The sequence below is a fragment of the Rhodococcus sp. 24CO genome (assembly GCF_050586165.1).
Taxonomy (GTDB): domain Bacteria; phylum Actinomycetota; class Actinomycetes; order Mycobacteriales; family Mycobacteriaceae; genus Rhodococcus_F.
This window is the reverse complement of sequence record NZ_JAZFNF010000001.1, coordinates 467,232-490,506: the sequence shown is the minus strand read 5'-3', so window position 1 is coordinate 490,506 and position 23,275 is coordinate 467,232. Positions and strand designations below refer to the sequence as shown.

General features: G+C 60.8%; 20 protein-coding genes. 4 read left to right on the top strand and 16 right to left on the bottom strand.

Going from position 1 to position 23,275, the window contains the following annotated elements:
* Positions 1 to 39 precede the first annotated feature (39 nt).
* The 4 genes from cysD to V2B23_RS02350 are packed head-to-tail and all read left to right on the top strand — an operon-like array spanning position 40 to position 5,248.
* Entirely contained in the window at positions 40 to 942 is a 903-nt protein-coding gene (gene cysD / locus V2B23_RS02365) for a sulfate adenylyltransferase subunit CysD (protein WP_430948846.1), read from the top strand.
* A complete protein-coding gene (gene cysN / locus V2B23_RS02360) occupies positions 942 to 2,864 on the top strand; it encodes a sulfate adenylyltransferase subunit CysN (protein WP_430948845.1) in 1,923 nt (640 codons plus the stop codon). The genes cysD and cysN overlap by 1 nt, the downstream gene beginning before the upstream one ends.
* A gap of 6 nt (positions 2,865 to 2,870) precedes the next feature.
* Complete coding sequence (locus V2B23_RS02355) at positions 2,871 to 3,605, top strand: 3'(2'),5'-bisphosphate nucleotidase CysQ (RefSeq protein WP_430948844.1); 735 nt, start codon at positions 2,871 to 2,873, stop codon at positions 3,603 to 3,605.
* Between the two features lie 50 nt (positions 3,606 to 3,655).
* Positions 3,656 to 5,248 carry an ABC transporter substrate-binding protein gene (locus V2B23_RS02350; protein ID WP_430948843.1) on the top strand — a complete coding sequence of 531 codons (1,593 nt, stop codon included), beginning with the start codon at positions 3,656 to 3,658 and terminating at the stop codon, positions 5,246 to 5,248.
* A gap of 123 nt (positions 5,249 to 5,371) precedes the next feature.
* Here the strand turns inward: V2B23_RS02350 and V2B23_RS02345 are convergent, their stop codons facing one another.
* The 16 genes from V2B23_RS02345 to V2B23_RS02270 all read right to left on the bottom strand — a co-directional run bounded on the left by V2B23_RS02345 (position 5,372) and on the right by V2B23_RS02270 (position 23,257).
* A complete protein-coding gene (locus V2B23_RS02345; RefSeq protein WP_430948842.1) occupies positions 5,372 to 6,253 on the bottom strand; it encodes an IclR family transcriptional regulator in 882 nt (293 codons plus the stop codon).
* Positions 6,254 to 6,403: 150 nt separating this feature from the next.
* A complete protein-coding gene (locus V2B23_RS02340) occupies positions 6,404 to 7,240 on the bottom strand; it encodes an aldo/keto reductase (RefSeq protein WP_430948841.1) in 837 nt (278 codons plus the stop codon).
* Between the two features lie 65 nt (positions 7,241 to 7,305).
* Positions 7,306 to 8,367, bottom strand: coding sequence for a hypothetical protein (locus tag V2B23_RS02335; RefSeq protein WP_430948840.1), 1,062 nt, complete (start codon positions 8,365 to 8,367; stop codon positions 7,306 to 7,308).
* Positions 8,360 to 9,535, bottom strand: a complete 1,176-nt coding sequence (locus tag V2B23_RS02330; protein ID WP_430948839.1) for a sulfotransferase family protein — start codon at positions 9,533 to 9,535, stop codon at positions 8,360 to 8,362. Before V2B23_RS02330 ends, V2B23_RS02335 begins: the two co-directional genes overlap by 8 nt.
* A 227-nt stretch (positions 9,536 to 9,762) precedes the next feature.
* Positions 9,763 to 10,602: an NAD(P)-dependent oxidoreductase gene (locus V2B23_RS02325; RefSeq protein WP_430948838.1), complete on the bottom strand. Its 840-nt coding sequence runs from the start codon at positions 10,600 to 10,602 to the stop codon at positions 9,763 to 9,765.
* 3 nt (positions 10,603 to 10,605) lie between these two features.
* Positions 10,606 to 12,054 (bottom strand): ABC transporter substrate-binding protein, encoded by a 1,449-nt coding sequence (locus V2B23_RS02320; RefSeq protein WP_430948837.1) that lies wholly within the window; start codon positions 12,052 to 12,054, stop codon positions 10,606 to 10,608.
* Between the two features lie 705 nt (positions 12,055 to 12,759).
* Positions 12,760 to 13,572, bottom strand: coding sequence for an SDR family oxidoreductase (locus V2B23_RS02315; RefSeq protein WP_430948836.1), 813 nt, complete (start codon positions 13,570 to 13,572; stop codon positions 12,760 to 12,762).
* 30 nt (positions 13,573 to 13,602) lie between these two features.
* On the bottom strand, positions 13,603 to 14,931 hold the full coding sequence (locus tag V2B23_RS02310; RefSeq protein ID WP_430948835.1) for an ABC transporter substrate-binding protein: 1,329 nt from the start codon (positions 14,929 to 14,931) through the stop codon (positions 13,603 to 13,605).
* 281 nt (positions 14,932 to 15,212) lie between these two features.
* Positions 15,213 to 15,767: a nuclear transport factor 2 family protein gene (locus tag V2B23_RS02305; RefSeq protein ID WP_430949166.1), complete on the bottom strand. Its 555-nt coding sequence runs from the start codon at positions 15,765 to 15,767 to the stop codon at positions 15,213 to 15,215.
* A 56-nt stretch (positions 15,768 to 15,823) separates the two neighbouring features.
* Positions 15,824 to 16,906, bottom strand: coding sequence for an NAD(P)H-dependent amine dehydrogenase family protein (locus V2B23_RS02300; protein ID WP_430948834.1), 1,083 nt, complete (start codon positions 16,904 to 16,906; stop codon positions 15,824 to 15,826).
* 587 nt (positions 16,907 to 17,493) lie between these two features.
* Entirely contained in the window at positions 17,494 to 17,976 is a 483-nt protein-coding gene (locus V2B23_RS02295; protein ID WP_430948833.1) for a hypothetical protein, read from the bottom strand.
* A 107-nt stretch (positions 17,977 to 18,083) separates the two neighbouring features.
* Positions 18,084 to 19,133 carry a zinc-binding dehydrogenase gene (locus V2B23_RS02290; RefSeq protein ID WP_430948832.1) on the bottom strand — a complete coding sequence of 350 codons (1,050 nt, stop codon included), beginning with the start codon at positions 19,131 to 19,133 and terminating at the stop codon, positions 18,084 to 18,086.
* A complete protein-coding gene (gene phnE / locus V2B23_RS02285; protein WP_430949165.1) occupies positions 19,109 to 20,671 on the bottom strand; it encodes a phosphonate ABC transporter, permease protein PhnE in 1,563 nt (520 codons plus the stop codon). The genes V2B23_RS02290 and phnE overlap by 25 nt, the downstream gene beginning before the upstream one ends.
* A gap of 29 nt (positions 20,672 to 20,700) precedes the next feature.
* Positions 20,701 to 21,498 carry a phosphonate ABC transporter ATP-binding protein gene (gene phnC / locus V2B23_RS02280; RefSeq protein ID WP_430948831.1) on the bottom strand — a complete coding sequence of 266 codons (798 nt, stop codon included), beginning with the start codon at positions 21,496 to 21,498 and terminating at the stop codon, positions 20,701 to 20,703.
* Positions 21,499 to 21,500: 2 nt separating this feature from the next.
* A complete protein-coding gene (locus V2B23_RS02275) occupies positions 21,501 to 22,469 on the bottom strand; it encodes a phosphate/phosphite/phosphonate ABC transporter substrate-binding protein (protein ID WP_430948830.1) in 969 nt (322 codons plus the stop codon).
* 68 nt (positions 22,470 to 22,537) lie between these two features.
* Positions 22,538 to 23,257, bottom strand: a complete 720-nt coding sequence (locus V2B23_RS02270; protein ID WP_430948829.1) for a phosphonatase-like hydrolase — start codon at positions 23,255 to 23,257, stop codon at positions 22,538 to 22,540.
* Positions 23,258 to 23,275: the final 18 nt, after the last annotated feature.

Here is a 23,275-nt window from a genome sequence, read left to right as displayed (position 1 = left end):
CATCTATCCGGGAATACTCCACGAGAAGGCAAGCCCAATATGAAACAACTGACACATCTCGAGCGCCTAGAGGCGGAAAGCATTCAGATATTCCGAGAGTCGGTGTCCGAGAGCGAAAATCCGGTGATGTTGTACTCGGTCGGCAAGGACAGCGCGGTGATGCTTCATCTGGCGATGAAAGCATTTCATCCCTCGAAACTGCCGTTTCCGTTGCTTCATGTCGATACGACGTGGAAGTTCCGGGCCATGTACAAGTTTCGCGACACCATCACAGAAAAGCTAGGCGTAGACCTCATCGTTTACAAGAACCCCGAGTGTGTCGAGAAGGGCATCAATCCGTTCGATCACGGCTCCGCCACGCACACCGACATGTGGAAAACGGAGGGGCTCAAGCAGGCGATCGACCTCCACGGCTTCGACCTTGCCTTCGGAGGTGCCCGCCGAGACGAAGAAAAGTCTCGCGCAAAGGAGCGAGTGTTCTCGATTCGCACTGCCCAACATCGGTGGGATCCGAAACAACAGCGCCCCGAGTTGTGGAGTCTCTTCAACGCGCGCAAGGCGCCGGGTGAGAGTGTGCGGGTCTTCCCCTTGTCGAACTGGACCGAACTGGACATCTGGCAGTACATCCACCGGGAAGACATTCCTATTGTCCCACTGTACTTCTCAGCTCCACATCCCGTCGTCGAGCGCGACGGAACACTCATCATGGTCGACGACGATCGAATGCCCCTGTTGCCGGGCGAGGTACCGGTGACCAAGAACGTCCGGTTCCGAACGCTCGGCTGTTACCCGCTCACAGGTGCTGTCGAGAGCAACGCGTCGACACTCACCGAAATCATTCAGGAAATGCTCCTTACAACGAGCTCGGAACGGCAAGGTCGTGTGATCGACCACGATGCGAGCGGATCCATGGAGCGCAAGAAGCAGGAAGGCTACTTCTGATGGCGCACTCAGTCAACGACCTTGTCGCAAACGGCATCGACACGTATCTCCAACTGCACGAGACCAAAACGATGCTGCGGTTCATCACGTGCGGCAGCGTCGACGATGGCAAGAGCACACTCATCGGGCGGCTCCTGTACGACTCGAAACTTGTTTTCGCAGACCAACTTGCAGCCCTCGAGAACGACTCGAGGAAGGTAGGCACCCAGGGAGACGAACTCGACTTCGCGCTGCTGCTCGACGGGCTGACCGCCGAACGGGAACAAGGCATCACGATCGACGTCGCCTATCGTTATTTCTCGACCGAGCGCCGCAAATTTATCGTGGCCGACACTCCGGGCCACGAACAGTACACCCGGAACATGGTGACCGGTGCATCGATGGCAGGCGTTGCCGTGATCCTCGTCGACGCGCGGAAAGGAATCCTGACCCAGACCCGACGGCACGGCTACCTCGTGTCACTACTCGGCATACGAAATGTCGTTCTCGCGGTCAACAAGCTCGATCTCGTCGACTTCTCCCAAGAAGTATTCGACGATATCGAAACGCAGTACCGGGCCTTTGCGACGGAGATCGGTCTCGACGACATCGTCTGCATTCCGATGTCCGCCCTGCGTGGTGACAACATCACGGAGTCCAGCCCGAACACCCCCTGGTACTCGGGACCGTCCCTGATGGAACATCTCGAAACAGTCGAGATCGCCGATGACATTCAGACGAACCCTTTCCGCCTACCTGTGCAGTGGGTCAACCGGCCTAACCTCGACTTTCGCGGTTTCGCCGGTCAGATAGTGGGCGGCACAGTGAATTCGGGCGATCGTGTTCGCATCCTTCCCTCGGGCGCCGAAAGTACCGTTGCCCGGATTCACACAGCCGACGGCGACCTCGATCAAGCCGTCGCAGGCCAATCCGTCACTGTTGTTCTCGCCGACGAGGTCGACGTGAGCAGGGGCGACGTAATAGCTGCAGCGTCGTCTCCACCAGCCGTGTCGGATCAGTTCGAGTGTCACCTCGTCTGGATGAGCGAGGAGCCGATGCTTCCCGGTCGGCAATACCTGATGAAGATCGGGACCCGTACCGTCGGCGCGAGTGCAGCTCAGCCCAAGTACAAGGTCAATGTCAACACTCTCGAACAGACAGCTACACGCACTCTCGAACTGAACGAGATCGGAGTGTGCAACCTCAACCTCGACCGACAGATTCCATTCGACCCGTACACCGAGAACCGGGAAATGGGTGGCTTCATCCTGATCGATCGTTTCACCAACGCGACAGTGGCGGCAGGGATGCTCCACTTCGCGCTTAGGCGAGCCGACAACGTCCACTGGCAGGCCGTCGAAGTGAATCAGCAGGCCCGTGCTCGACTGAAAGGCCAACGCGCTGCACTTGTCTGGTTCACCGGCTTGTCCGGTGCAGGAAAGTCGACCATCGCCAACCTCGTGGAACAGCGATTATTCGACCTCGGCTTTCACACGTATCTCCTCGACGGCGACAACGTCAGGCACGGACTGAACAAAGATCTCGGTTTCACCGATGCCGACCGTGTGGAGAACATCCGCCGCATCGCAGAAGTCTCCCGGTTGATGGTCGATGCGGGAACCATCGTCCTGGCGTCGTTCATCTCTCCCTTCCACGCGGAACGTCAGTTGGCACGTGATCTGATCGGCGATGGCGATTTCGTCGAGGTCCACGTTGACGCGTCTCTCGCGGTGGTGGAGGCCCGAGACCGAAAGGGACTGTACGCGAAGGCAAGGCGGGGCGAACTCCTGCACTTCACCGGGATCGACTCACCGTACGAACCGCCTGAGTCGCCGGATATTCGACTTGACGCAAGTGGCGACATCTCAGCCGAGGCATCGGCTGAGATAGTAGTTGCCCATCTGCGCGCGGCGGGCATCCTTACACCGGAAATGGATGTGTGAACTTTCATGGACGATCACACACTCGCCGCAACGCTGGCAGCAGAAGCCGGCGAACTGTTGCTCGAGATCCGCGCCGAAGGTGGCGCGGTGGGAGACAAACGAGCCAACGAACTCCTGCTTCGCCGGTTGGCGGAACTGCGACCTGATGACGCAGTGCTGTCAGAAGAAAGCGCGGACAATCCGATTCGACTCGAACGTGATCGAGTCTGGATCATCGACCCCCTCGACGGAACACGGGAATACGGCGAGCCCCCACGAAGCGACTGGGCGGTCCATGTCGCGCTCGCCGTCAGCGGGACTGCATCGGTCGGAGCCGTTGCACTGCCCGGGGCTGATCTTGTGTTGCATACAGGAGATCCGCGCGGTGTTCCGCCCGCAGGGACGGGCCCACTGCGACTTGCGGTCTCCCGGACCCGCCCGCCGGCATGTGTCAATCACCTCGTCGAGCGCTTGGGCTCAACCCTGGTTCCGATGGGTTCGGCCGGCGCCAAGGCGATGGCGGTTCTGCGGGGCGAGGTGGACATCTACGCTCACTCCGGCGGTCAGTACGAGTGGGACTCCTGCGCTCCGGTCGCCGTCGCCGCAGCAGCGGGCCTGCACGTCTCTCGACTCGACGGCGCACCATTGCGGTACAACATGCCCGATCCTTACCTGCCGGACTTGCTTATCTGCCGTGCAGAAGTTGCCGAGATGATACTCGAAGTCCTACGTAGTCAAACGATTTCAGACGCCCGAACATAATCCGGCGCAGACCAGCGTGCCGTTCGAGGGCTCCCGAGGTTCACCAACAGATGTCAGAGGCAATAATGGCTCGATCCAGATCCTTCCGGACCGCAACAGCCGCTGCGGTCATTTCCGCCACGCTCATCCTGAGTGGATGTAGTGGCTCAGCCTCTGATACCGGTGACCGGAACGCAACCACTGCAGGCGAGCCGGTGCTCGGTGGCATCGCTCGTATCTTGCAACCGGCTGAGCCTCGGTCGCTCGATCCGGCGGCACTGACCAACAGTTGGGCGCACCAACCCGTGATAGGCAATGCCCTGTACGGAACACTGATGATCAACGACACCGTCACCCTCGAGATCGAATACACGATGGCCACGGACTTCTCCACCACCGACGACGGGACCAATTTCGTCTTGACCCTGCAACCAGGCTTGACGTTCACTGACGGCACCCCGCTCGACGCCGCAGCGGTCAAGTTCAATTGGGACCGCCTGCGCGACCCTGCCCTGGGATCGACCTCGATCCGCCAGGCCGCACAGGTCTCCTCGACCGAGGTCATCGATGCGACCACACTGAAGGTCGCGCTTGTGTCCTCCAATCCGAACTTCGCCCAGGGGCTGATCAATACCGGCATGAACTGGATCGCCTCCCCGACCGCCTTACAGAAAGGACTGGGCGAGTTCGACAAGGCACCGATCGGTGCGGGCCCGTTCACCCTGGCGAAGTGGACCCGTCAGGACACGATCGAACTCGAGAAGAACCCTCGGTACTGGGATGCGCCGAAGCCTTATCTCGACGGCATCACGATTCGAATGCCCGCCGATAGTACTCAACGGGTCAACACGATCACGACCGACGGTGCGGACCTGTCCTCGGAAGCTAGTTGGATGACCTTGTCCAAGGCCGAGGAGGCGGGATTCTCGACCGAGGTCGTGCCGACTGGGGGTGGACAGTTCATAGCAATGAATATTCGCCGGGCGCCTTTCAACGACGAACGGGCCCGTCAGGCAGTCGTTCTGGCTGCCGACACCGACGCGCTCAACTGGTCCGTCTATAGCGGCAAAGGCCAAATCGCACAGACACTGTTCCCTGAGTCCTCACCGTTTTACACCGACATCTCGTTGCACACTCAGAACAAGGCGAAGGCACAGAAACTATTCGACGAGTTGGCCGCGGAAGGTAAGCCGGTCACTTTCACCTTTCTGTCCTACCCGACCACGGAGAGCAAGTCGCTCGGCGAGAGCCTGCAGGCGCAGCTGAGCGCATTCAAGAACGTTCAGGTCCAGGTCGAGGTCGCGGACTATGCCGCCGTCACAGCACGAGCAGGTTCTCGCGACTTCGACACGATGATCTCGACCGCCGTCATCGCTGACCCTGACTACGCATTGTGGACCGCATTCCACGGCCTATCCCCCGGTAACTTCACCGGCATCAACGACCCGGAACTCAATGCCGCACTGGACGCCGGTCGCACCAGTACAACAGTAGAAGGACGCAAGACAGCGTACGAAACCGTGCAGGATCGACTCGTCGCTCTGACTCCGGTCCTGTGGACCATCCGACCCGCACCTTCGGTCATGGCGGGCAAGAACCTGCGTGGTATCGAGATGTACGCCTTGGGTTCACCACTGCCCGAGGAGCTTTGGTTCCAGAAATAGCCAACTATCGGCCACCGCATGACTGACGTTCTTGTTCCCAACGCAGCACACATGCACGCCGATTGGCACTACTTCGCGATAGACGGCCTGAACACATCGCGTTCATTGACGACATCACGAGCCTTAACGGCCTGGAACCCTACCTCGGGTCCGGCGAGTCGCAATCGACGCGGACTTGGCCAACCGACGACCGAGATGCCGAATGCGGTCGACACGCACCGGCTGCTCGGAGCCGGTGATACTGAGAGAGAGCAGAACTCGGCCGATCGGATCGAAGATCGGTGCGGCAAGGGCTTTGAATGCAATCTCATCCGAGTCCGACAGCTCATCAAACGAGATGAGAACCTCGTCGACCTTCTGGAGCATCTCGGCGAGATTCTGCTCCGCATCGCTGTCCGTCGGCTCACTCCGCAGCCGTTGAAATGCACCAGTCACGTCAGGAGAGGGTATCGCGGGCATGACACTGAAGCCCCGTGTGCGCACCTCTCGGAGGAAGCTGCGGTAGCGGTCGGCACGGTCGGCAGTGACGTCGCCGCGTTCGAGCCACGCAGAGACGTCGTCGTCCCAGGCCACGAACACGGCGCCGATCGGTGCGAGCAGCGGTGAGCGGTCGCCTACGTAGGCGATGCTCGAGGTGAGTGGCTCCGGGCCGCGACGGGCGAGGAAGATGACGTCTGTGCCAGCGATACCGGAGAGTCCGACCTCGACATCGAGCTCGAGAGACAAGACCTCGGCCTGTTCAATTGCCGCTTCGATCGCCGGGTGTTGTTCGAGCGCGGCGAACCCAGTTGCCGCCAGCGCAGGTCCCAGCACGTAGGTGCGATGAACGGGGTCGCGGATGAGGAACCCGGAATCACACAGCACGGCCAGCGTGGCGTGGGCCGAGGCGATATTCATTCCGAGATGCTGCGCGAGCTCGCTGATCGTGAAGCCCCGCGACGGGTGGGCAGTGAGGAACGAAACGATATTCACAGCACGGACGGACGCGGGTGCAGCTCGGGCCATGCGGTAAACATATCGGACGTCTATCTCGAAAACTACTTTTCACTGAAAATGATTTTGTTATAACAAGGTCGGCATTCGCCCCAGCGCGCTTGCCGGAGCATTCCCGCAGCTTGCGTCAATATATCGGCCTGGCGAAACCCCACTCGGCCTTCAGGTCCGCTCTTCGAGGTCCGCGTCGTGAGCCGCTGCCTCACCTCGGTCCAGACTGGTCAGTTCATCGATCTCCGCGGGCTCGAGCGCGAAACCGAACACATCCAGGTTCTGCGCTTGCCGTTTCGGATCAACTGATCTCGGCACGGCGACGATATCTTGCTGCACATGCCAGCGCAGAGCGATCTGAGCTGGTGTCCTGCCATACTTTTCGGCCAGAGCGACAACGATGGGTTCGCGCAGCAGCGTGCCGTCACTACCGAGCGGACTCCAGGCCCCAGTCACGATTCCGTGGCGCGCGTGACACTCCCGCGTCTGCAGACGCGCCAGCGTGGTGTTGAGTTGAATCTGATTGATCGCCGGTACCTGTCCGGTCTCCGAGATGAGACGTTCGAGGTGCGCGGGTTTGAAGTTGGATACGCCTACCGTCCGGATCAACCCCTCGTCAACGAGATCGCGCATGGCCGTGAAGGTTTCGACGTAGCGGTCCAGGCGTGGCCGCGGCCAGTGAATGAGGTACAAATCGAGATACTCGAGGTCGAGCTCCGTGAGTGACCGCTCGAGGCCGCCCCGCACGTCCCCCGAATCCTCGTCTTTACCCTGGATTTTCGACGTGACGAACATTTCCGACCGCGCGACACCGCTGCGATTGACGGCCGCGCCGACGGCCTTCTCGTTGCCGTACGCGGCGGCGGTGTCGAGGTGGCGGTAGCCAACCTCGATCCCCGACGCGACGGCACGCTCGGCGTCGGCACCGGTCAGTGGCCAGGTGCCCAGTCCGATTCGAGGGAGAACGGCCCCGGAGTTCAGGGTGATAGTGCCAGGGGTCAAAGTCATGGGGCTACTTTCCGCATTCGGCGACGTAGGTGTGTGGATAGTGTCGGATTTCAATCAGACTTTCTTCAGGATGTCTCGTAGCGGCGCCCTGAGTTGGCGGACACAGACGAGCGCAATACGGTGCCGGGAACACCAAGCCCGGGCGCACCGATGGCACGGAAGATCAACACCCCACGTCGACGGCCGAGTGTGTCTACCCGGTTGGGCAGGTCGGGCGGCACTGCGGGCCCGATGCGAATGCGGATACGCCCATCGGGGTCCGTTACGGCACTGAGGTCGTGGACTCCGGCGCCGGGCAGCGCTTCGAGCCAGTGGCTGTACGCGTGCAACGACCAATAGCCGGTCAGCCCGGAGGGCGCGAGAGCCTCCAGCCATTCACCTTCGCCGAGTTCGTAGTATCCGAAGAAATACTCGGTATCGGCATCGCCGCGAGCAGCCTCGGCAATGCTCGGGTGGGGCGGGGCGAAGTGATTGGGCGTCGTACCGATCAGTCGCGCCCATTCGATGTACTGGCGGACGGTGCGAAGCGTTCGTTGTGCGGCCTGTTCCAGAGCGCCGGCGGAAGCTCCCGCCTGGAGTCCGTGATCGGAGTGCCCTGCTCCACCCGTGAGAGTCAGGCTGACCGGCCGACCCTCAGGACTGCGATGCAGAGTGCGCACCAGCAGGACTCGGCAATCGGGTTGGATCTGCAGGCGTCCGTTGCCCTGAGCGCCCGCCGCCAGATCGAGCGCGAAGCACCCGTCCGGACCCAGTTGCGCGCGTTCGAAGCTCGCCTGTCCCGCCGCCAAGAGCGCTCCGCCCACGCCGATCGAATAGAGGCCAACCGCCACCCGCTCCGAGTCGTGCAAGCGGCCTTCCAATCGGTAGTGCCGCGCCGGATCAATAGGGGCACTGCACAGTAGATAATCCGGATTGGGCCCGCCCATAGTGGGCACCGACCGCGTCAGACCCCCGGCGGTCAGTTGGTGGCGGAGAAAGTTGTCAGTGAGACTACTGGTCACAACGCGGGCCAGGCAGCTTTCACTCTCGACACCGGTGACCGAATCGGGTGCGGCGGCAGACAACTCGGATCGAGCCATCGCTACGGCAGCATCGAGTGCCATCCACCCTGCCTGGCCGTCAGACATTCGAGCGATCCGTTCCCAGTCCGACCTGCTCACGTGGAATACCGAATCGACACATATAGTCGCCGAACTGCTCCGCCACCATGTCACCGTCTAGACCGAAATCCTCCAGGGCGTAGGGATTGGAGCCTCGTGAGCCCTTCGGATTTCTCAAGTACCAGTCGGCCACTGCCTCGCGTACCGCCGGTGGAGAATCGAGATCGAGTGCGCTGTGCACCTCCGCCATCACTGTGATTGGGTCGTCGACCAAACGGTAGTAGTCGACATGCGTCGCCCGCGTGCCATAAGGAGAATCGCTGAACGTCATGATCCGGTCGATGTGACGCTCGATGAAGTCGAGCATTTGTCGGCCGACAAGATGTGGGTCGACCGGAGAGTTCGAACGGGACTCACGAAGTTTGAGGGTCATCTTCGAGATGGACGCCAGAATTTGTACCGGATCCCGATGGGTGATCACGAAGCGCGCGTCCGGATAGACCTCGAGGATTGCATCCGTCGCGATGACATGGTTCGGATGTTTAAGGGCCCAGCGGGGCCGCGGGGTGCGCCATTGCAGGAGCTGCAATTGCCTCTTGTGCACACGGTATGCCGGGGTGAGATCCGTTGACATCAGGTAATCGAAGTACTCCGGCACGTTCATGAGATTGTGAAAACCGGCCGACGAGTAGCTCTGTTCGAGGAAGGCGTGACATTCCTCGGGCCCGTCGGCATCCGAGAGGTGCATTGCATCGAACCCCGAGATTCGGTGTGTCTTGCGTCGTTCGGCTTCGGCCGCCTTGCGGCGACGTACGGACCCCGGATCAGCACCAGGGGGCGGTGAGGGCTCGCTGACCTCCCACGTACGGATGAGTCGGAACCTCTCGTCCCGGTCGAACAGATACTGGAAGAACGTTGTACCCGAACGGGGCAAGCCGCACAGGAACACCGGATCCGCGATGACTTCATCGGCGATCTCGGGGTGCCTGCCCAGCCATTCGAGACCCTCCAGGCGGTCGGCCGTCCTGGCCACCAGCGAACTACCGACAGAGGCCTCGGATCCGAGCGCCAGGTCGGCGGTCGCGTTGATTGCCGCCACCAGGTGATCGAGATTGGGCCTCAGCAAATCGGCCTCGGGGTCCGAAATCCCAACGCGCGTTTCCGCTTCGGTTGTGATGGCACCGGCATCCAGCATCTACATTCCCCTCGTTAGCCAATTGAGAACTCGAATTGTGAACTACACGAACGTTATTGACAGACAGAAGCGAAGGCGGAAAATGATTGCGCAGTCAGCGGGCGAGTGACGCTCCGGTTACGTAAGCCTGTCACGAGTGATGAATGCCACCATATTGCGGTAATAGTGGAATTGCAATAGCAAAACTTAGTTACGCAGTTCGGAAACGGAATGACCCGACACAGCACTCAAGAAGAATCGACTGTTTGCCGAGCATCGATGACGACCTGCAGGACTCCTAGGTCACCTCCGACATCGGCGACTGTACTTTTCACGACGGCCACGTCCTTGTCGAGAAAATGGCTGACAGCGCTGGTGAACGCCGAGACCGACCCTCTCGCAGCAATATTCTCCATGACATGACAGGCAGCGGATCCATAGGGCAACGCTTTCAGCAGTGTCGCTTCGTTGATACCGAGCTGCCGTCCAAGGTCGGCCGCTTCGGCGAGCAGCCCGATCTGCGCCGCGAACAGTGCGTTGTTGACCAGCTTCACACGCTGCCCTGTGCCCACCGGCCCAACATGGAGCACCGGATCGCCATAGGTCCGCAAAACTGGACTGACTCGCGCTACTGCGTCATCGGCCCCTCCCACAAACAGGGTTAATCGGCCGTCCGCAATATCGTGTGGTCCGCCACAGACCGCAGCATCGAGCACATCGATGCCAAGGAACTCGACCCTGGCGGCGATGGCCTCGACCGTGTGTGGACTACCCGTGGTGTGTACGACCAAGACGGATCCCCGCGGCATCCCGGTCAGAAGTGTGCCGTCGAGACAGATCTCCCGAACTTGCTCGTCGGTGTACACGCACATGACAACCACGCCGGCGCCCTCACCGACCTCGGCGATACCGGAGACAGCCTGCGCCCCCGACGCCGTTATCGCAGTGCGTGATTCATCGGACCTGCCGAGCACCCGCACCTCGTGGCCGGCCTCGACGAGCCGTCGCACCATGGGTAGGCCCATCCGTCCCGCTCCGATGAATCCGACGCGTGTCATCGCAGGTGACACGGCTACGCTCGCTGCCATCGATTACTCCGTGATCCACAGCTCTTCGGGCAACGGAGACCCCAAGGTATACAAATCGATGCCGTGCAGTTCTTTGCTGGAAATGACCGAGGGTGCCCCCAGGACGTACCAAAGGCCCGGATTAAGCGCGACGAGACGCTTCTGCACAGTCTCGTACGCCGTCTTGCGCTCCTCCACCGACGTACCGACGCGGCCGGCATCGAGTGCGGCACTGAGTTCCGAATCGTTGATGCCCGTGAAGTTACCCGGCGATGACCCGTGAAAAGCGGTCCACAGCGCGTAATCCGGATCCTGAACTATCGCAGACGAAATCATCATGTCGAAGTCACGCGCGCCTGCCCTGGCCGTAACTGCGGCGAAGTCCGCGACCTCGACCTCTGCCTCTACGTGTGCGAATGCACTCAACTGGGCCTGCAAGGCCTCCGCGACTGCCTTGCTCTCCTCCGACGGGTAGGACAAGAAGGTGAAGGTGACCGGCTTACCCTCCGCGGCCAGCTCGTCGAACAACTTCTGTGCGGTTTGCTTGTCCTGCGTCGGCAACGTGACGTCGACGAAGTACGGCGACGATTGCGGGAACAAGGTTTGCGGATATGCCGCCTCACCACCGAAAACAGCAGCATTGATCGCGTCCAGATCCGTGGCTAGAACCACTGCGCGCCGTGCCCGCTCATCGTCGAATGGTGCACGGCGAAAGTTCATTCCGAGGAACTGCCCACCACCGGTCGGCACAACTTCGGTCGGGAACCCGGACGCGTCTGCCTTGGCCAGAACGGACCAGCTCGATTCCGAGGACAGATCTGCCATTCCCGTCGTGAGCGCGTTGAACCGCTGGTTGGTATCGGCTGTCGAACGAATCGTGAGGCGATCCAAATACGGCTTCGGCGCATCCCAGTAGCCGGGGTTACGTTCGAGTTCGATCGCGTCCTGTCGGGTCCACTTGACCAGCGTGAATGGGCCGGCACCTACCGGGTTCGCATCGAATGCCTGCTGCCCCTTCTGCAGGGCTGTCGGGGACGCGATCCAGTTCATCGCGTTGGTGATCAAGCCCTGGCCGAAGTGTGGGTTCGGTGCCCGCAGAGTGATTTTCAACGTGATCGGATCGACTACTTCTGATGCAGAGACCTGTCCGGCCTGCCGGATCGCCGTCCCGCCGAGAGCCGGATCGCGCAGGCGGTCCCAATTGAACTTGACCGCAGCGGCATCGAACGGTGTCTCGTCGGTGAACGTCAGGCCTGGTTGCAGGACCAGCGTGAAGGTTGAACCACCGTCGGTTGTGGAGAAGTCCGTCGCCATCTTGTATTCGAGCTCGAGCGTGTCGAGATTGTTGACCATCAAGGTTCCGTACAGAGCATTACCGAGTACCGGCTGGTGCGAAAAGGTATTGGACAGGTTTACCGGATCGAGGGACCGTGGCTCGGCGGGCTGCAGAATGCCGGCTACACCTCCGGCCACGGGATCACCGGCCTCAACCGAAGCAACGCTGGAGTCGCCAGAACTTGTACCACCGCATGCACTCAGAAGAAGAGCTGAACAGACTACAGCGACTACCGCGGTGCTGAGGCGTGTTTTCTTGAGCATCGTCGACCTCTCGAATGTGAAGAAGAAATTGTGCGACCATCACGGAAACGTGCACATCGAAACTGACGAAATCGTCAGTGCAGGGGCGAGCACCGAATGTGGAAAGTCGGCACAGCCCAACGCAATTACTCGTCGGACACTTCTACCTGGACGGTAGATCTACCGTCCAGGGAACTTTGTCGAACTGCTCGAGGCAGGAGGTGCATTGCATCGACCCCGGAGAGACTCGAATTCTGAACTACACGAACATCATTGCCGGCATGGAGTGCACGCAAGAAGGCACTCGCGCATACAGCGGGTGAGTAGCTTCCCGACTCCGTCAATCTGTCAAGTGTGGCGAATGCCACTCTAGTATGGGCAATAGATCAATTGCAATAGCAAAAAATCTGAGAGCATCGGGTGAGTTACTCACTCGAGAGGCAGCGCTCGTGCACCTCCCCCACGGATCCGCCGCAGCAGAATCTTCGTGGACGCACTTTCGTGGGGTGCGGACGGCTGACTCATTGCGGGTTCGACGATTCAACATCCGTCGAGAGCGCCTGGCGGTTCGCGGGCCTGGTAGCGGATCGCGCGAAGCAATCAGCGGTTGTATCGCACCCCCGCGACGGCGCCGCCGTCGACGAGCAAGTCCGTGCCGCTGATGAAGCTCGCGGTGGGGCCGAGCAGAAATGCGACTGCGTCAGCGATGTCGTCGGGCGTGCCGACGCGTCGTGTGGCAGACCCAGCAACCATGGCACGCATCCCTGCTCCACTGTCACCGGCGAGTTCCGCCTGCCCCATCGGGGTCGAGATGACACCGGGACTGATCGAATTGATGCGTGCACCCCGCGCACCCCAGGACGCGCTCGCTGCCTGCACGCGGAAGTGGTTGCCGCGCTTGGCCAGGCTGTAACTGCGCCCGGGATCAGCATCGGCATCGACAAACGCAAGATCGAGCAGATCGCCTGACGGTGTTGTCGCCAGTGCCCGCTCCTGCTCCGCATCAAGTGGCGCGGCAAAGTATCCGGCCATACTCGATATGACCACGCCCGCCCCACCCGAGGCGACGACTCGCCCGAATTCCTCCAGTACCAACGCAACCCCCAGAAGATCGACGTCCAAGACAGCTGACGTAGTTGCGTGGACCGGAGACACTCCCGCAGTGTGGACAACATCGGTGACCGCTCCGAGATCGGCTGCGGCGTTTGCAAGTGCAGCCACCGACGAGCCGGACGAGACGTCAACTTGCTGAGTAACCACGTTATGGCCCTCGCCGGTCAATTGCGCTGCAACAGATTTCAATACAGCCTCGTTGAAGTCAGCGAGCAGCACGGTCTTTCCGGCTCCCTGCCGGCGAGCGATTGCTTGCCCCATCCCACCAACACCGATTACTACCAACACATTCGAACCCACGACAGCCTCCTTTTGATTAGGACTATTCAGTTACTTCGTGATCCACAACTCTTCAGGCAACTGTGATCCAATTCCATACAGTTCGACGCCGTGCACGTTCTTTCCTGTGACCACCGACGTTGCCGCTCGCACGTACCAGAGTCCGGGTGTCAGAGCGACGATCCGTTTCTGCACGATCTCGTACGCCTCCTTACGCTCGTCCACCGATTCGGCTATGCGACCGGCGTAGAGCGCGTCGTTGAGTTCCGGGTCGTCGATACCTGTGAGATTGCGCTGCGAACTGCCGTGAAAGTTGGACCACAGCTCTGCGTCGGGATCCTGAATCATTGCACCCGTGGCGATCATGTCGTAGTCGTGCGAGCCGTAAATGGCTAGCCCTGCAGCAAAGTCGACGACATCAACTTTGACATCGACGTTGTCGAAGGCACTGAGCTGGGCTTGCAATCCTTCCGCCCCAGCCTTGTTCTCCACTGTCGAAAAAGATGTGTACGTGAAGGACACCGGCTTACCCTCCGCGGCCAGCTCGTCGAACAGCTTCTGTGCTTGTTGCTTGTCTGTCGTCTTCAGCGGGATATCCGCATGGAACGGTGATGTCTCCGGGAACAGCGTCTCTGGAACCTGCCCTTTACCGTCGTTGACGGCAACGTCCAAGGCATCGAGATCCGTTGCCAGTGCAACCGCCCTTCTCGCACGCTCGTCGTTGAACGGAGCTCGGCGGAAATTCATCGCCATGTATTGACCGCCGCCCGTCGGCGCCGTCACGACGGGGAATCCGGCAGCTTTAGCCATGGCCAGGTTTCGCCAACTGATTTCCGAGGTCAGGTCGCCGCCACCGGTCATTACCGTGTTGGTTCTCTGGCTGCTGTCGTTCGCTGTGCGGAGAACAATGCTGTCCAAGTACGGTTTGGGAGAATCCCAGTAGGTGGGGTTCTTCACGAACTCCATTCTGTCCTGACGCGACCACGCTGTCAGAATGAATGGGCCGGCACTGATCGGGGCCGCATCGAACGCAGCCTGCCCTTTCTGCAGTGCTGTCGGGGATGCAATCCAGTTCATCGCGTTTGTCATCAACGCCTGCGCGAAGTGTGGGTTGGGCGCGTCCATCCTCACACTCAAGGTGGTGGAATCGGCGACCTCCGTCGCGTTTACCTGGGTTGCCATTGCGAGTGAACTCGATCCCAACGCAGGATCTGCCAACCGATCCCAATTGAACTTCACGGCCGCTGCATCGAATGGTGTTCCGTCCGAAAACTGTAAGCCCGGACGGAGTTTCAGAGTGAACGTGCTTCCACCGTCGGTGGTGGTGAAGTCCTCGGCCAGCTTGTACTTGATGTCGAAAGACTCGACATCGTTGGTCATCAGCGTCCCGTACAACGCATTCCCCATTAATGCGTGATTCGCCCAGTTATTCGTCAGCCCTGCCGGGTCAAGAGTCCGCGGCTCATTGACCTGAATGACACGTGCTTCTCCGCCCGGCACAGGCTCTCCAACAGCCGATAACTCGCCCTGACTGTCGGCACCGGAGCTGCTACAAGCGGTCAGCACGAGTGCCGTCGAACAGGCGGCGGCGAGTGCCGCGGTCAGGAAGCGGGTGCGTCGAATCATCATCGACCTCTCTGATGTAGTCAGAGCAAGGGAAATTATTTGGCTGCAGTCGAGCGCGTCCAGGGCGCCACGGGCGTGGAGAGACCACGATCCGGCGACGTCATGTCGACCCGCAATCGCGTCAGCTCCATACGCTTGATCTGCCATCGGCCGTCGATATCGAGCTCATACTCTTCGTGATAGTGTCCCCAGCCTTTGAGCGACAGCCCGCGGTGAACATCTTCGACCCAGTCGTACATGGCCCAGACTCCCGTCGCGGTTCCGTCGCTACTCACTGCAATTTCGGGAGTGTGCCCCTGGTGCACGGTGATTGCCGACGCCAGGCTGCGAGATATGTACTCGACGAACTCGTCAGCGCCGACGATTGTCGGTGTTCGGTAGCTTCCCGCGGGGCTGATTACCGACGATGGACTGTCGGCAGGCGATGTCTGCAACAATTGCCGGACGCTCTCATGCGATTGCTCGTCGACGAAAAACTGCAGGTTGTCGGCAAATAGCAAGCGAAAATCGTCCCATTGTTTCGTGTCCAGGGTGCGAAAGTAGCGCGCCTTCAGGCTCATCAGATCGAGGCTGTCTTCGGATGCAGTAATGACTGTGCCTTTCCTTGTGCACTTGCGACGAACTCTCGGTCGATTTCAGGAAAGCTCTAACGCACGAGGGAACCTGGCCGCACCAACCCGCGCGGACGAACTACGCCGAGTTCGAGATGTGTGATCACTCCGGGTGGCGCATCGCAGACATCGGGAATCGCGTTGGCGCCGATGTACCCGGTCCACGGCAGGGCGCCGCTGTCGTCTTCGTCGTTGATGCTGCCACCTCGGGAAATGTTCAGTTCAAGTCCCGGATCGCCCTCGATGACCACGCGGTAGCCGGTGTCGTCCCCGCAATCCCATCGAGGCTCGATGGCATCACCCATGATCCAGAACCCGTGGAAAGTGATCAGCGGCGCACCGTCGGCCCACGCGGTCCATTCGTAATGCTGTCCGGCTACTGTTCCGGCCTCGACGAGACCCCCCGGATAGGCAGTGTCCGCTGTGGCGGTGGCCAATTCCAGCGTTGTTGTGATGTCGGTGATCGTCGCGCCGAGGGTGTGGGCGATCATTTCCATCGACTGTGCGTAGATGTGATGGGTGTCTGCCGAACGGCTCGGGTTGGCAAGAACATCGTCGGGCGCGCGCCCGAACCCCATGGCTGGGATGTAATTGGATGGGTACGCGAGAAAGTTGACGGTCTCGTACACATGGATGCGGTCGATCCGGCTCATCAGGCGAATCAAGGTCAGCGGCAACAGATCACTCATGTAGCCCGGATGCAGACCGGACCCGTGAAATGAGGTGCCACCTTCTTGGCAGGCTGCCTCGATCGTGTCGAGGTACTCACGGGTGCGCTCAGTCCGGAAGAATGGACCAAGCGGGGTGACCACGTTCTTGCCGGACCGCAGCAATCGACAGACCATCTCGAGGTCCGGGAGCGTTCCCTGTGGCGCGAAGTGCACACAGTCGGCGTCCAGAGCGACGATGGCATTGACGTCGTCCGTTGCGATCACACCGGTGTCGGGCAGACCTGCGAGCTCACCGGCATCTTTGCCGACTTTGTCGGGGTTGGTGACCAAGACACCGACCAGCTCGAACGCCGAGTTCTCGACGAAATGGCGAATCGACTGGCGGCCGACCTTTCCTGTGGCCCATTGGATCACGCGGTAGGTGGGCGCTTCCTGCGAGGTCGTCATCGGACTCCTGAAGATGTGTCGGGTTACTCAACGTAGCACGACAGAAGAGCACCCCTCTCCAAAATAAGAATGACACTCCGCGGTCAATCACTTCACAGTCGCGCCATAACTTCTCGGACGAGTTCCGGTTCACCAATTGCGATACCCTTCCCGAGAAGGACAATCGGATCGCCGGAAAAAGACTGGGGCGCAACCACTCCGCCCAGGAGGGTTCTGAGTGCGAAGGTTACACTCGTCGTTGTCGATGATGTTCTGCACGAGCGCACCGTGAACATCGTTCACCCCATGAATGTCAAACGGCCACCAAGCGAAGTTGGATTTTGCGTGGCATGACGCAGCGAGCTACCCAAAGCAGATTCCTGCACGGATCGCGATCCCATCGAGGGATGGCGATATCACCAACTGCGGGGCGTCGCCGCCGCTCGCCATGCGGAGTTCGAACTAGCTCATCTCCGTCGAAATCGACGGGACCGCCGACTCCACGGCGATGCGACGCACGCCCCCACTCCGAGCTGATCGATCACGGAAAGACCAGTAGCGCAACCTAGCCGGATGAGCCGACGGCAAAGGGCCACGCCTCTGAAGGATTATTGCGGCGGACGTAGTTCACCGAGCTGCCCTGTCATGGCTGCCAGGCCCACTCCGAGAAGCCCGATGGCCATGAATCCGCAGATCAATGCAAGTACGCCGACGATCAGGAACTGAGCGACCAACCCACGCGAACGCGTCGTGCCGAGCGGCCCCAACTCACCCCGACAGAATCCTTGTGCCGGTGCCGAATACTCCACTGCCCGAGCTGTTCCAGGAGGAATGACCGCAGCGCAGCGTCCGATCGTTGATTTCAACGATCTCAGCCTGCGTTCATTGACATACACGTCGATCGACAGTGGCTCCGTATCCGATAATGCCACTCTGTGTGCACCCCACGGCAGTGCTTGGGTCCTGCCGTTGATCGTGACAATCGGATGATACGAGGCGCCCCACAACAGCGCGAGCTTCACCCGCTTCAACACGATCAGAACGGTCCCCGGAACCGATCCGACTCTGGAATACGACTCGATCTCACTCACGTCAGCATTCCATCCTGTAGTCCAGCCACCTGTCGGCCCAATGTACCGGCGCCGCGACCGTCATCGAAATCGCACAGGACCCGCTTCTCCTGCACCAATAAGCACCACTAGGGCGCGACTGACGATCTGAGTACAACCGGCGACGTTGGGGGCCGAAGAACGTCACTGACATCATCGAGCGGTACAGGGTGGTCAACGAGAGTTGCCCACGGATATTTCTCACTCGTTGCGGCGAGGAACGCGACGGCCTGACCGAGATGGCGCGGTTCGTAATTGTGCACACCAGTGATGGTCAGCCACCGACGAACGACATCCTCCGGGTCTACTGCAACGGCAGGGCCTGGGCTGACTGACCCGGCAAGTACAAGACGACCGCCCAGGTCGAGGCGTTGCAGGGCAGCGTTCACTGCAGCCGGGGCACCGGAGAAATCAATCGCAATATCGGCGAGCAACCGATCATCACCGTCGGAGGCACCGAACCGTTGAGATTGACTTTGGCGCACCGGATTCGGCTCCACCATCTGCACTAGCGCGCCCGCCTCGGTTGCAGCAGCGGCAGCGGTCACACCAAGCATCCCAGCACCGTAGATCAGCACTCGTTTGTCAGTGAGCTGCCCCGCCGCTTCGAGTGCTGCCATCACTGTCGCGGTCGCGCACGCTGCAGGTGCGGCCACCGCGTCAGTCAATGAATCGGGAACCAGCGCGATCGCGACCCCGCTCGGCAGAACGATATGCGCGGCGTACGACCCGCTCAATGTCCATGGACCTTGTGCTGATTCGTGCCCCACCTTGCGCACGTTCACGCATTTGGCGGTGAAACCCTTGGCGCAGCGAGGGCATCGATGGCACGGGACCGTCACCGACCACACGACTCGGTCACCGACAGCGAGTGGACGCACGCACTCCCCCACAACGTCAGGGATTGCACCACGTCCGATGGCGACCACTCGCCCGACGGCTTCGTGCCCGAGGATCGACGGACACGGCGCGTCGCGGCGTCCGGACACGGTATGCAGGTCACTGCCACAGACCGTGGCGAGGCTGACACGGACGAGGACTTCCCCCGGCCCGAGTTCGGGAATCTCGAGTTCCCTGATGTCGACGCCGTTGCGGTTCCATACGGCAGCTCGTGTCAGACGAGGAGTGATCTGATCCATCCGGAAACCCTTTCCACGATGTAGACGATGACAAAAATGACGATGACGATCGCGCCGGCAATCTGGAAGTTCAGAGTGCGAATCGACTCGAACAGCAGAAATCCGACACCGCCTGCGCCGACGATGCCCAAGACGGTAGACGTGCGGATATTGACGTCGAGCAAGTAAAGGCTGGATCCCACTATCGAAGGAATAGATTGTGGCAGAACAGCACTGAAGATTCGGTTCCACCATCCTCCGCCTACGGATGTCACTGCGTCGAGCGGACCCGGGTCGATCTCCTCGACAGCGTCGGCGACAAGTTTGCCCAGAAATCCCACCGAGCCGATCGCAAGGGCGCACGTGCCCGCCACCGGGCCGAGCCCGACAGCTGCAACGAACACGACGGCGAGAATGAGTTCGGGTACGGCGCGTACCACAACGATCCACGCCCTCGCGAGCCAATAAAGCACAGGATGCGGCGTCGCATTGGCAGCGGCGAGGATTCCGACCGGGATCGAGAGTCCGACGCCGATGGCCGTGGATACGACACCGATAGCAACAGTCTGGACGGTGGCGTCGAGTAGTTCGACGCCGAGGGAGGAGAAGTCGGGCGGCACCATGCGTCCGAAGACCTCCATGGAAGGCCCAACCCACGTCAAAAGAGCTCTGGGGTCGATGTCGAGTACGACAAACGAGGCGATGCAGGAGGCGATCAGTAGCGTCGAAGCACCGATACGCATCGCTCGATCACGGCGGGGTCCACCGATCGACGGGACGAGCAGCGTGCGCCGTACAACGATCGCCACCAATTCCATCGCGGCGATGATGACCAGAATGACAAGCACGATCCCCAGGGCGCGCGGATAGACAAGTCCACGCAACGCATCTTGTAGTGCAAACCCGATTCCGCCGGCACCGACAAATCCGAGAACCACCGACATCCGCAGGTTGATATCAATGCGGTAGACGAACGCGCCGATCCACGACGGAACAACCTGAGGAACAACAGCATTGATCATTTCGCGCAGATAGCCGGCGCCGGTGGCGCGGATCGCTTCCCGTGGCCCACTGTCGGTTTGCTCGATCGCATCGGCAAACAACTTTCCGAGCATGCCGATCGAATGCAGTGCCAGTGCGAGAATCCCGGGGAGGACACCGATTCCCAGTGCCCGGACGAACAGCACTGCGAACAGCAGGTCGGGCATGGCTCGACAGAACGTGATGACGGCCCGCGCGACGCTGTACACCCACGGGTGCGGCGTCGTATTGCGGGCAGCGAGAAAAGCCAAGGGGATGGAAGCGATCGCAGCCAGGACAGTACCGAGCACCGCCATCAACAGCGTGTCGAATGCGAGCGAGACGATCCGGCCGGTGTCGTCCACGCGCGGCGGGAGCATGCGTCCGAGTAGACGCTGAACATCTTCGAGGCCGTCGATCAGTGTCGCGGGAGCGAAGTCGATGTACTTCGCCGAGAGTACTGTCGCGACCACTGCGGCCACGCTCACAGCGGGGAGTAGCCAACGCCGATTTCGCGTAACTGGCTGTGTAGAAACAATTTTCGGTGGTGGCTGACCGAGCGTGGTGGTCACGTCGATCCCACCACCGACAACGCGTCACGCTCGGGTGCGAGGCGTTGGTAGATCGGCATGACGTCCTCGCGTCTCAGCCCGCTCGCCGGACGATCGAGAACAACTTCTCCGTCGCGAAGGCCGACGAGCCGGTGCGCCCAGCCCAGCGCGAGGTCGACCTGGTGCAGCGTGCACACGACGGTCAGTTGTTCCTCGGTGCACACTCGCTGCAGCAGGTCCATGACAACGCCGGCGTTCTCCGGGTCGAGCGAGGCCACTGGCTCGTCGGCGAGCACGATGCTCGGCCGCTGCATCAGGGTGCGTGCAATGGCCACGCGCTGTTGCTGCCCGCCGGAGAGTGTATCGGCGCGGCGCTCGGCTAAATCGGCGAGTCCGACGCGGTCGAGGCAGCTCAGTGCCTCGATGCGCATTGACTTCGGATACGTCAGCGCCCCGTAGCGGGGAATACGCAATCGCCCGAGACCTCCGACGAGAACATTCTCGAGACAGCTGAGGCGTCCAACGAGATTGAAATGCTGGAAGATGAATCCGATGTTCTTGCGTAGTTCGCGCACGTCCCGCGCCGGAGCTGTGTCGATACGGGTGTCCAGCGCGGTAACGCTGCCTGACGTGATCGGATGCAGTCCGTTGATGCAGCGCAGCAGTGTGGACTTGCCGGAGCCCGAAAGACCGAGCAGCACCAGCATCTCGCTGCGGTGTACGTCGAGGTTGACGTTCTGGAGTGCGGTGGTGGACCCGAAGGTCTTCGTGACGTCACGTGCGCTGATGACTATGTCGTTCGGGGATGTGGGCATGATCAGCCTTGGCACTTCTGCGAGCCGGTGACCTCACACACATGGCGGACGCCGTCGTAATCGCTGTCCTGTGCCGGGACGACGCCCCAAGCGCGCTCGTCGGTAATGCGGCATTCGTCGGAGCAGATTCCGTCAGCCTGGAAGGCCGCGGAGTTCATACCCTCGCCGAATACATCCTTCAGGGTCGCGATCGCCTCGGGTCCGAGTTCATTGTTGGCAGCGAACAACGATCCTGCGATCATCTCCGACTTCCAGACAGTCTTGAGCTCACCTGGCTTCAGCTCACCGTTGTCGATCATGGTCTTGTCGACCATTGTGTCGAATGCAAAACCGGCGTCACAGTCCCCGCTCTTGACTGCGAGCGCCGACGCGTCATGTCCGCCTGCGTAGATGGGGGTGACCGCGGCGGAGATGTCTGCCTCCGAACCGGAGGCGATAACACCTTCCTCGATGAGCCCGGCAGTGGGATACAGAAATCCGGATGTCGAACTGGGATCGACGAAGCAGACCTTTTTGCCTGCATAGTCGGTGAGACCGTTGACGGACTGGTTGTCCGAGCGGGTGATTGCGTAGGACTGGTATCCGGGAGGAGTTCCTTCGTTCTTCACGACAGCACCGAGGGGTGTCATCTGTGCACCGTTGATACCGGCGACAACATAGGCGAAGGGACCGAAGAACGCGAGGTCGACGTTGCCGGCGATGAGACCTTCGACCACGCCCGCGTAATCGGATGCCTGGACAAATTCGACGGTCGCCCCGGTCTCGCGTTCCAGTCGTTCGATCACCGGATCGTAGCTTGCCTTGAGATCGGTGGAGTTTTCAGCCGGAATTGCGGCCAACGTCAGGGTTTTCGGAAATCCCTGTTCAGTTGTGGTTTCAGCACTGGAGCCGGAACAACCGGCAGCGACGAGTGCGGCGGTGGAAAGAAGGGCCGCAGCAATGCTGGTGCGGCGAAGAGTGCGGGTACTCATGTCGTGGTCCGTTCGGTCGAGTGAAGGCAGGAAGACAAGGCGTCAGTCGAGTTCAGGGCTAAGCGAATTCAGAGAAGGACGAGGCTCGGGAGGTCGGTGATGCTGTCGAGGATGTGGGTCGCGCCGGCATCGATCAGAACCTCACTCCGGTGGGCGCCGGTGCGGACCCCGGCAACGACGGACGCACCGGCGCGTCGACCCGAGCGGATATCGCTCGCGGTGTCACCGACCACGGCGACGGCCGCCATGTCACTGACTCGGCAGTGCAGTGCAGCAGCCAGCACGAGATCCGGATGCGGACGCCCTCGGAACGAATCCCCCGGCGCCAGATAAGCATCAGCGATAGTGCCCCACTCCAGAGCATCCAGAATGCGATGCTGCGTGGCCGGGGAAAAGCCGGTCGTCAACACCACTGCAACGCCGGCCTCCCGGAGCTGTGCAATGGCGTCGGCAGCACCGGGCACTGAGGTCACGCCGCCGTCGATGCGCGCGTCGTACGCCGCTTCGAAGGCGTGATTGGCGGCTTGGGCGCGGTCTTCTCCGCCGAAGAGTGCTCGAAAGACTTCGATTTTGGACTGGCCCATCGTTTCGAGGACATAGCGGCGAGCGTCTTCGCGGTCTGTGCCGGTCTCGGCGAGACCCACCGCAGTGGCCGCGGCATCAAAGGCGTCGATGACGAGACCATCGTCGGCGACAGTGGTGCCGGCCATGTCCATCACAACTAGTTCAATGGCAGGGCCGACTAGGGCAGTTTCGCTAAGCGCTTGTGTCGCGGTCGAATTCGTCATGACACACACGATGCAGGT

Excerpts from the sequence above, each read along its gene's own strand:
- cysD (WP_430948846.1), top strand. The coding sequence starts at position 40 with ATGAAACAACTGACACATCTCGAGCGCCTAGAGGCGGAAAGCATTCAG.
- cysN (WP_430948845.1), top strand. The coding sequence starts at position 942 with ATGGCGCACTCAGTCAACGACCTTGTCGCAAACGGCATCGACACGTAT.
- V2B23_RS02355 (WP_430948844.1), top strand. The coding sequence starts at position 2,871 with ATGGACGATCACACACTCGCCGCAACGCTGGCAGCAGAAGCCGGCGAA.
- V2B23_RS02350 (WP_430948843.1), top strand. The coding sequence starts at position 3,656 with ATGTCAGAGGCAATAATGGCTCGATCCAGATCCTTCCGGACCGCAACA.
- V2B23_RS02345 (WP_430948842.1), bottom strand. The coding sequence starts at position 6,253 with ATGGCCCGAGCTGCACCCGCGTCCGTCCGTGCTGTGAATATCGTTTCG.
- V2B23_RS02340 (WP_430948841.1), bottom strand. The coding sequence starts at position 7,240 with ATGACTTTGACCCCTGGCACTATCACCCTGAACTCCGGGGCCGTTCTC.
- V2B23_RS02335 (WP_430948840.1), bottom strand. The coding sequence starts at position 8,367 with ATGTCTGACGGCCAGGCAGGGTGGATGGCACTCGATGCTGCCGTAGCG.
- V2B23_RS02330 (WP_430948839.1), bottom strand. The coding sequence starts at position 9,535 with ATGCTGGATGCCGGTGCCATCACAACCGAAGCGGAAACGCGCGTTGGG.
- V2B23_RS02325 (WP_430948838.1), bottom strand. The coding sequence starts at position 10,602 with ATGGCAGCGAGCGTAGCCGTGTCACCTGCGATGACACGCGTCGGATTC.
- V2B23_RS02310 (WP_430948835.1), bottom strand. The coding sequence starts at position 14,931 with ATGACCAACGATGTCGAGTCTTTCGACATCAAGTACAAGCTGGCCGAG.
- V2B23_RS02300 (WP_430948834.1), bottom strand. The coding sequence starts at position 16,906 with ATGACGACCTCGCAGGAAGCGCCCACCTACCGCGTGATCCAATGGGCC.
- V2B23_RS02290 (WP_430948832.1), bottom strand. The coding sequence starts at position 19,133 with ATGGATCAGATCACTCCTCGTCTGACACGAGCTGCCGTATGGAACCGC.
- phnC (WP_430948831.1), bottom strand. The coding sequence starts at position 21,498 with ATGCCCACATCCCCGAACGACATAGTCATCAGCGCACGTGACGTCACG.
- V2B23_RS02275 (WP_430948830.1), bottom strand. The coding sequence starts at position 22,469 with ATGAGTACCCGCACTCTTCGCCGCACCAGCATTGCTGCGGCCCTTCTT.
- V2B23_RS02270 (WP_430948829.1), bottom strand. The coding sequence starts at position 23,257 with ATGACGAATTCGACCGCGACACAAGCGCTTAGCGAAACTGCCCTAGTC.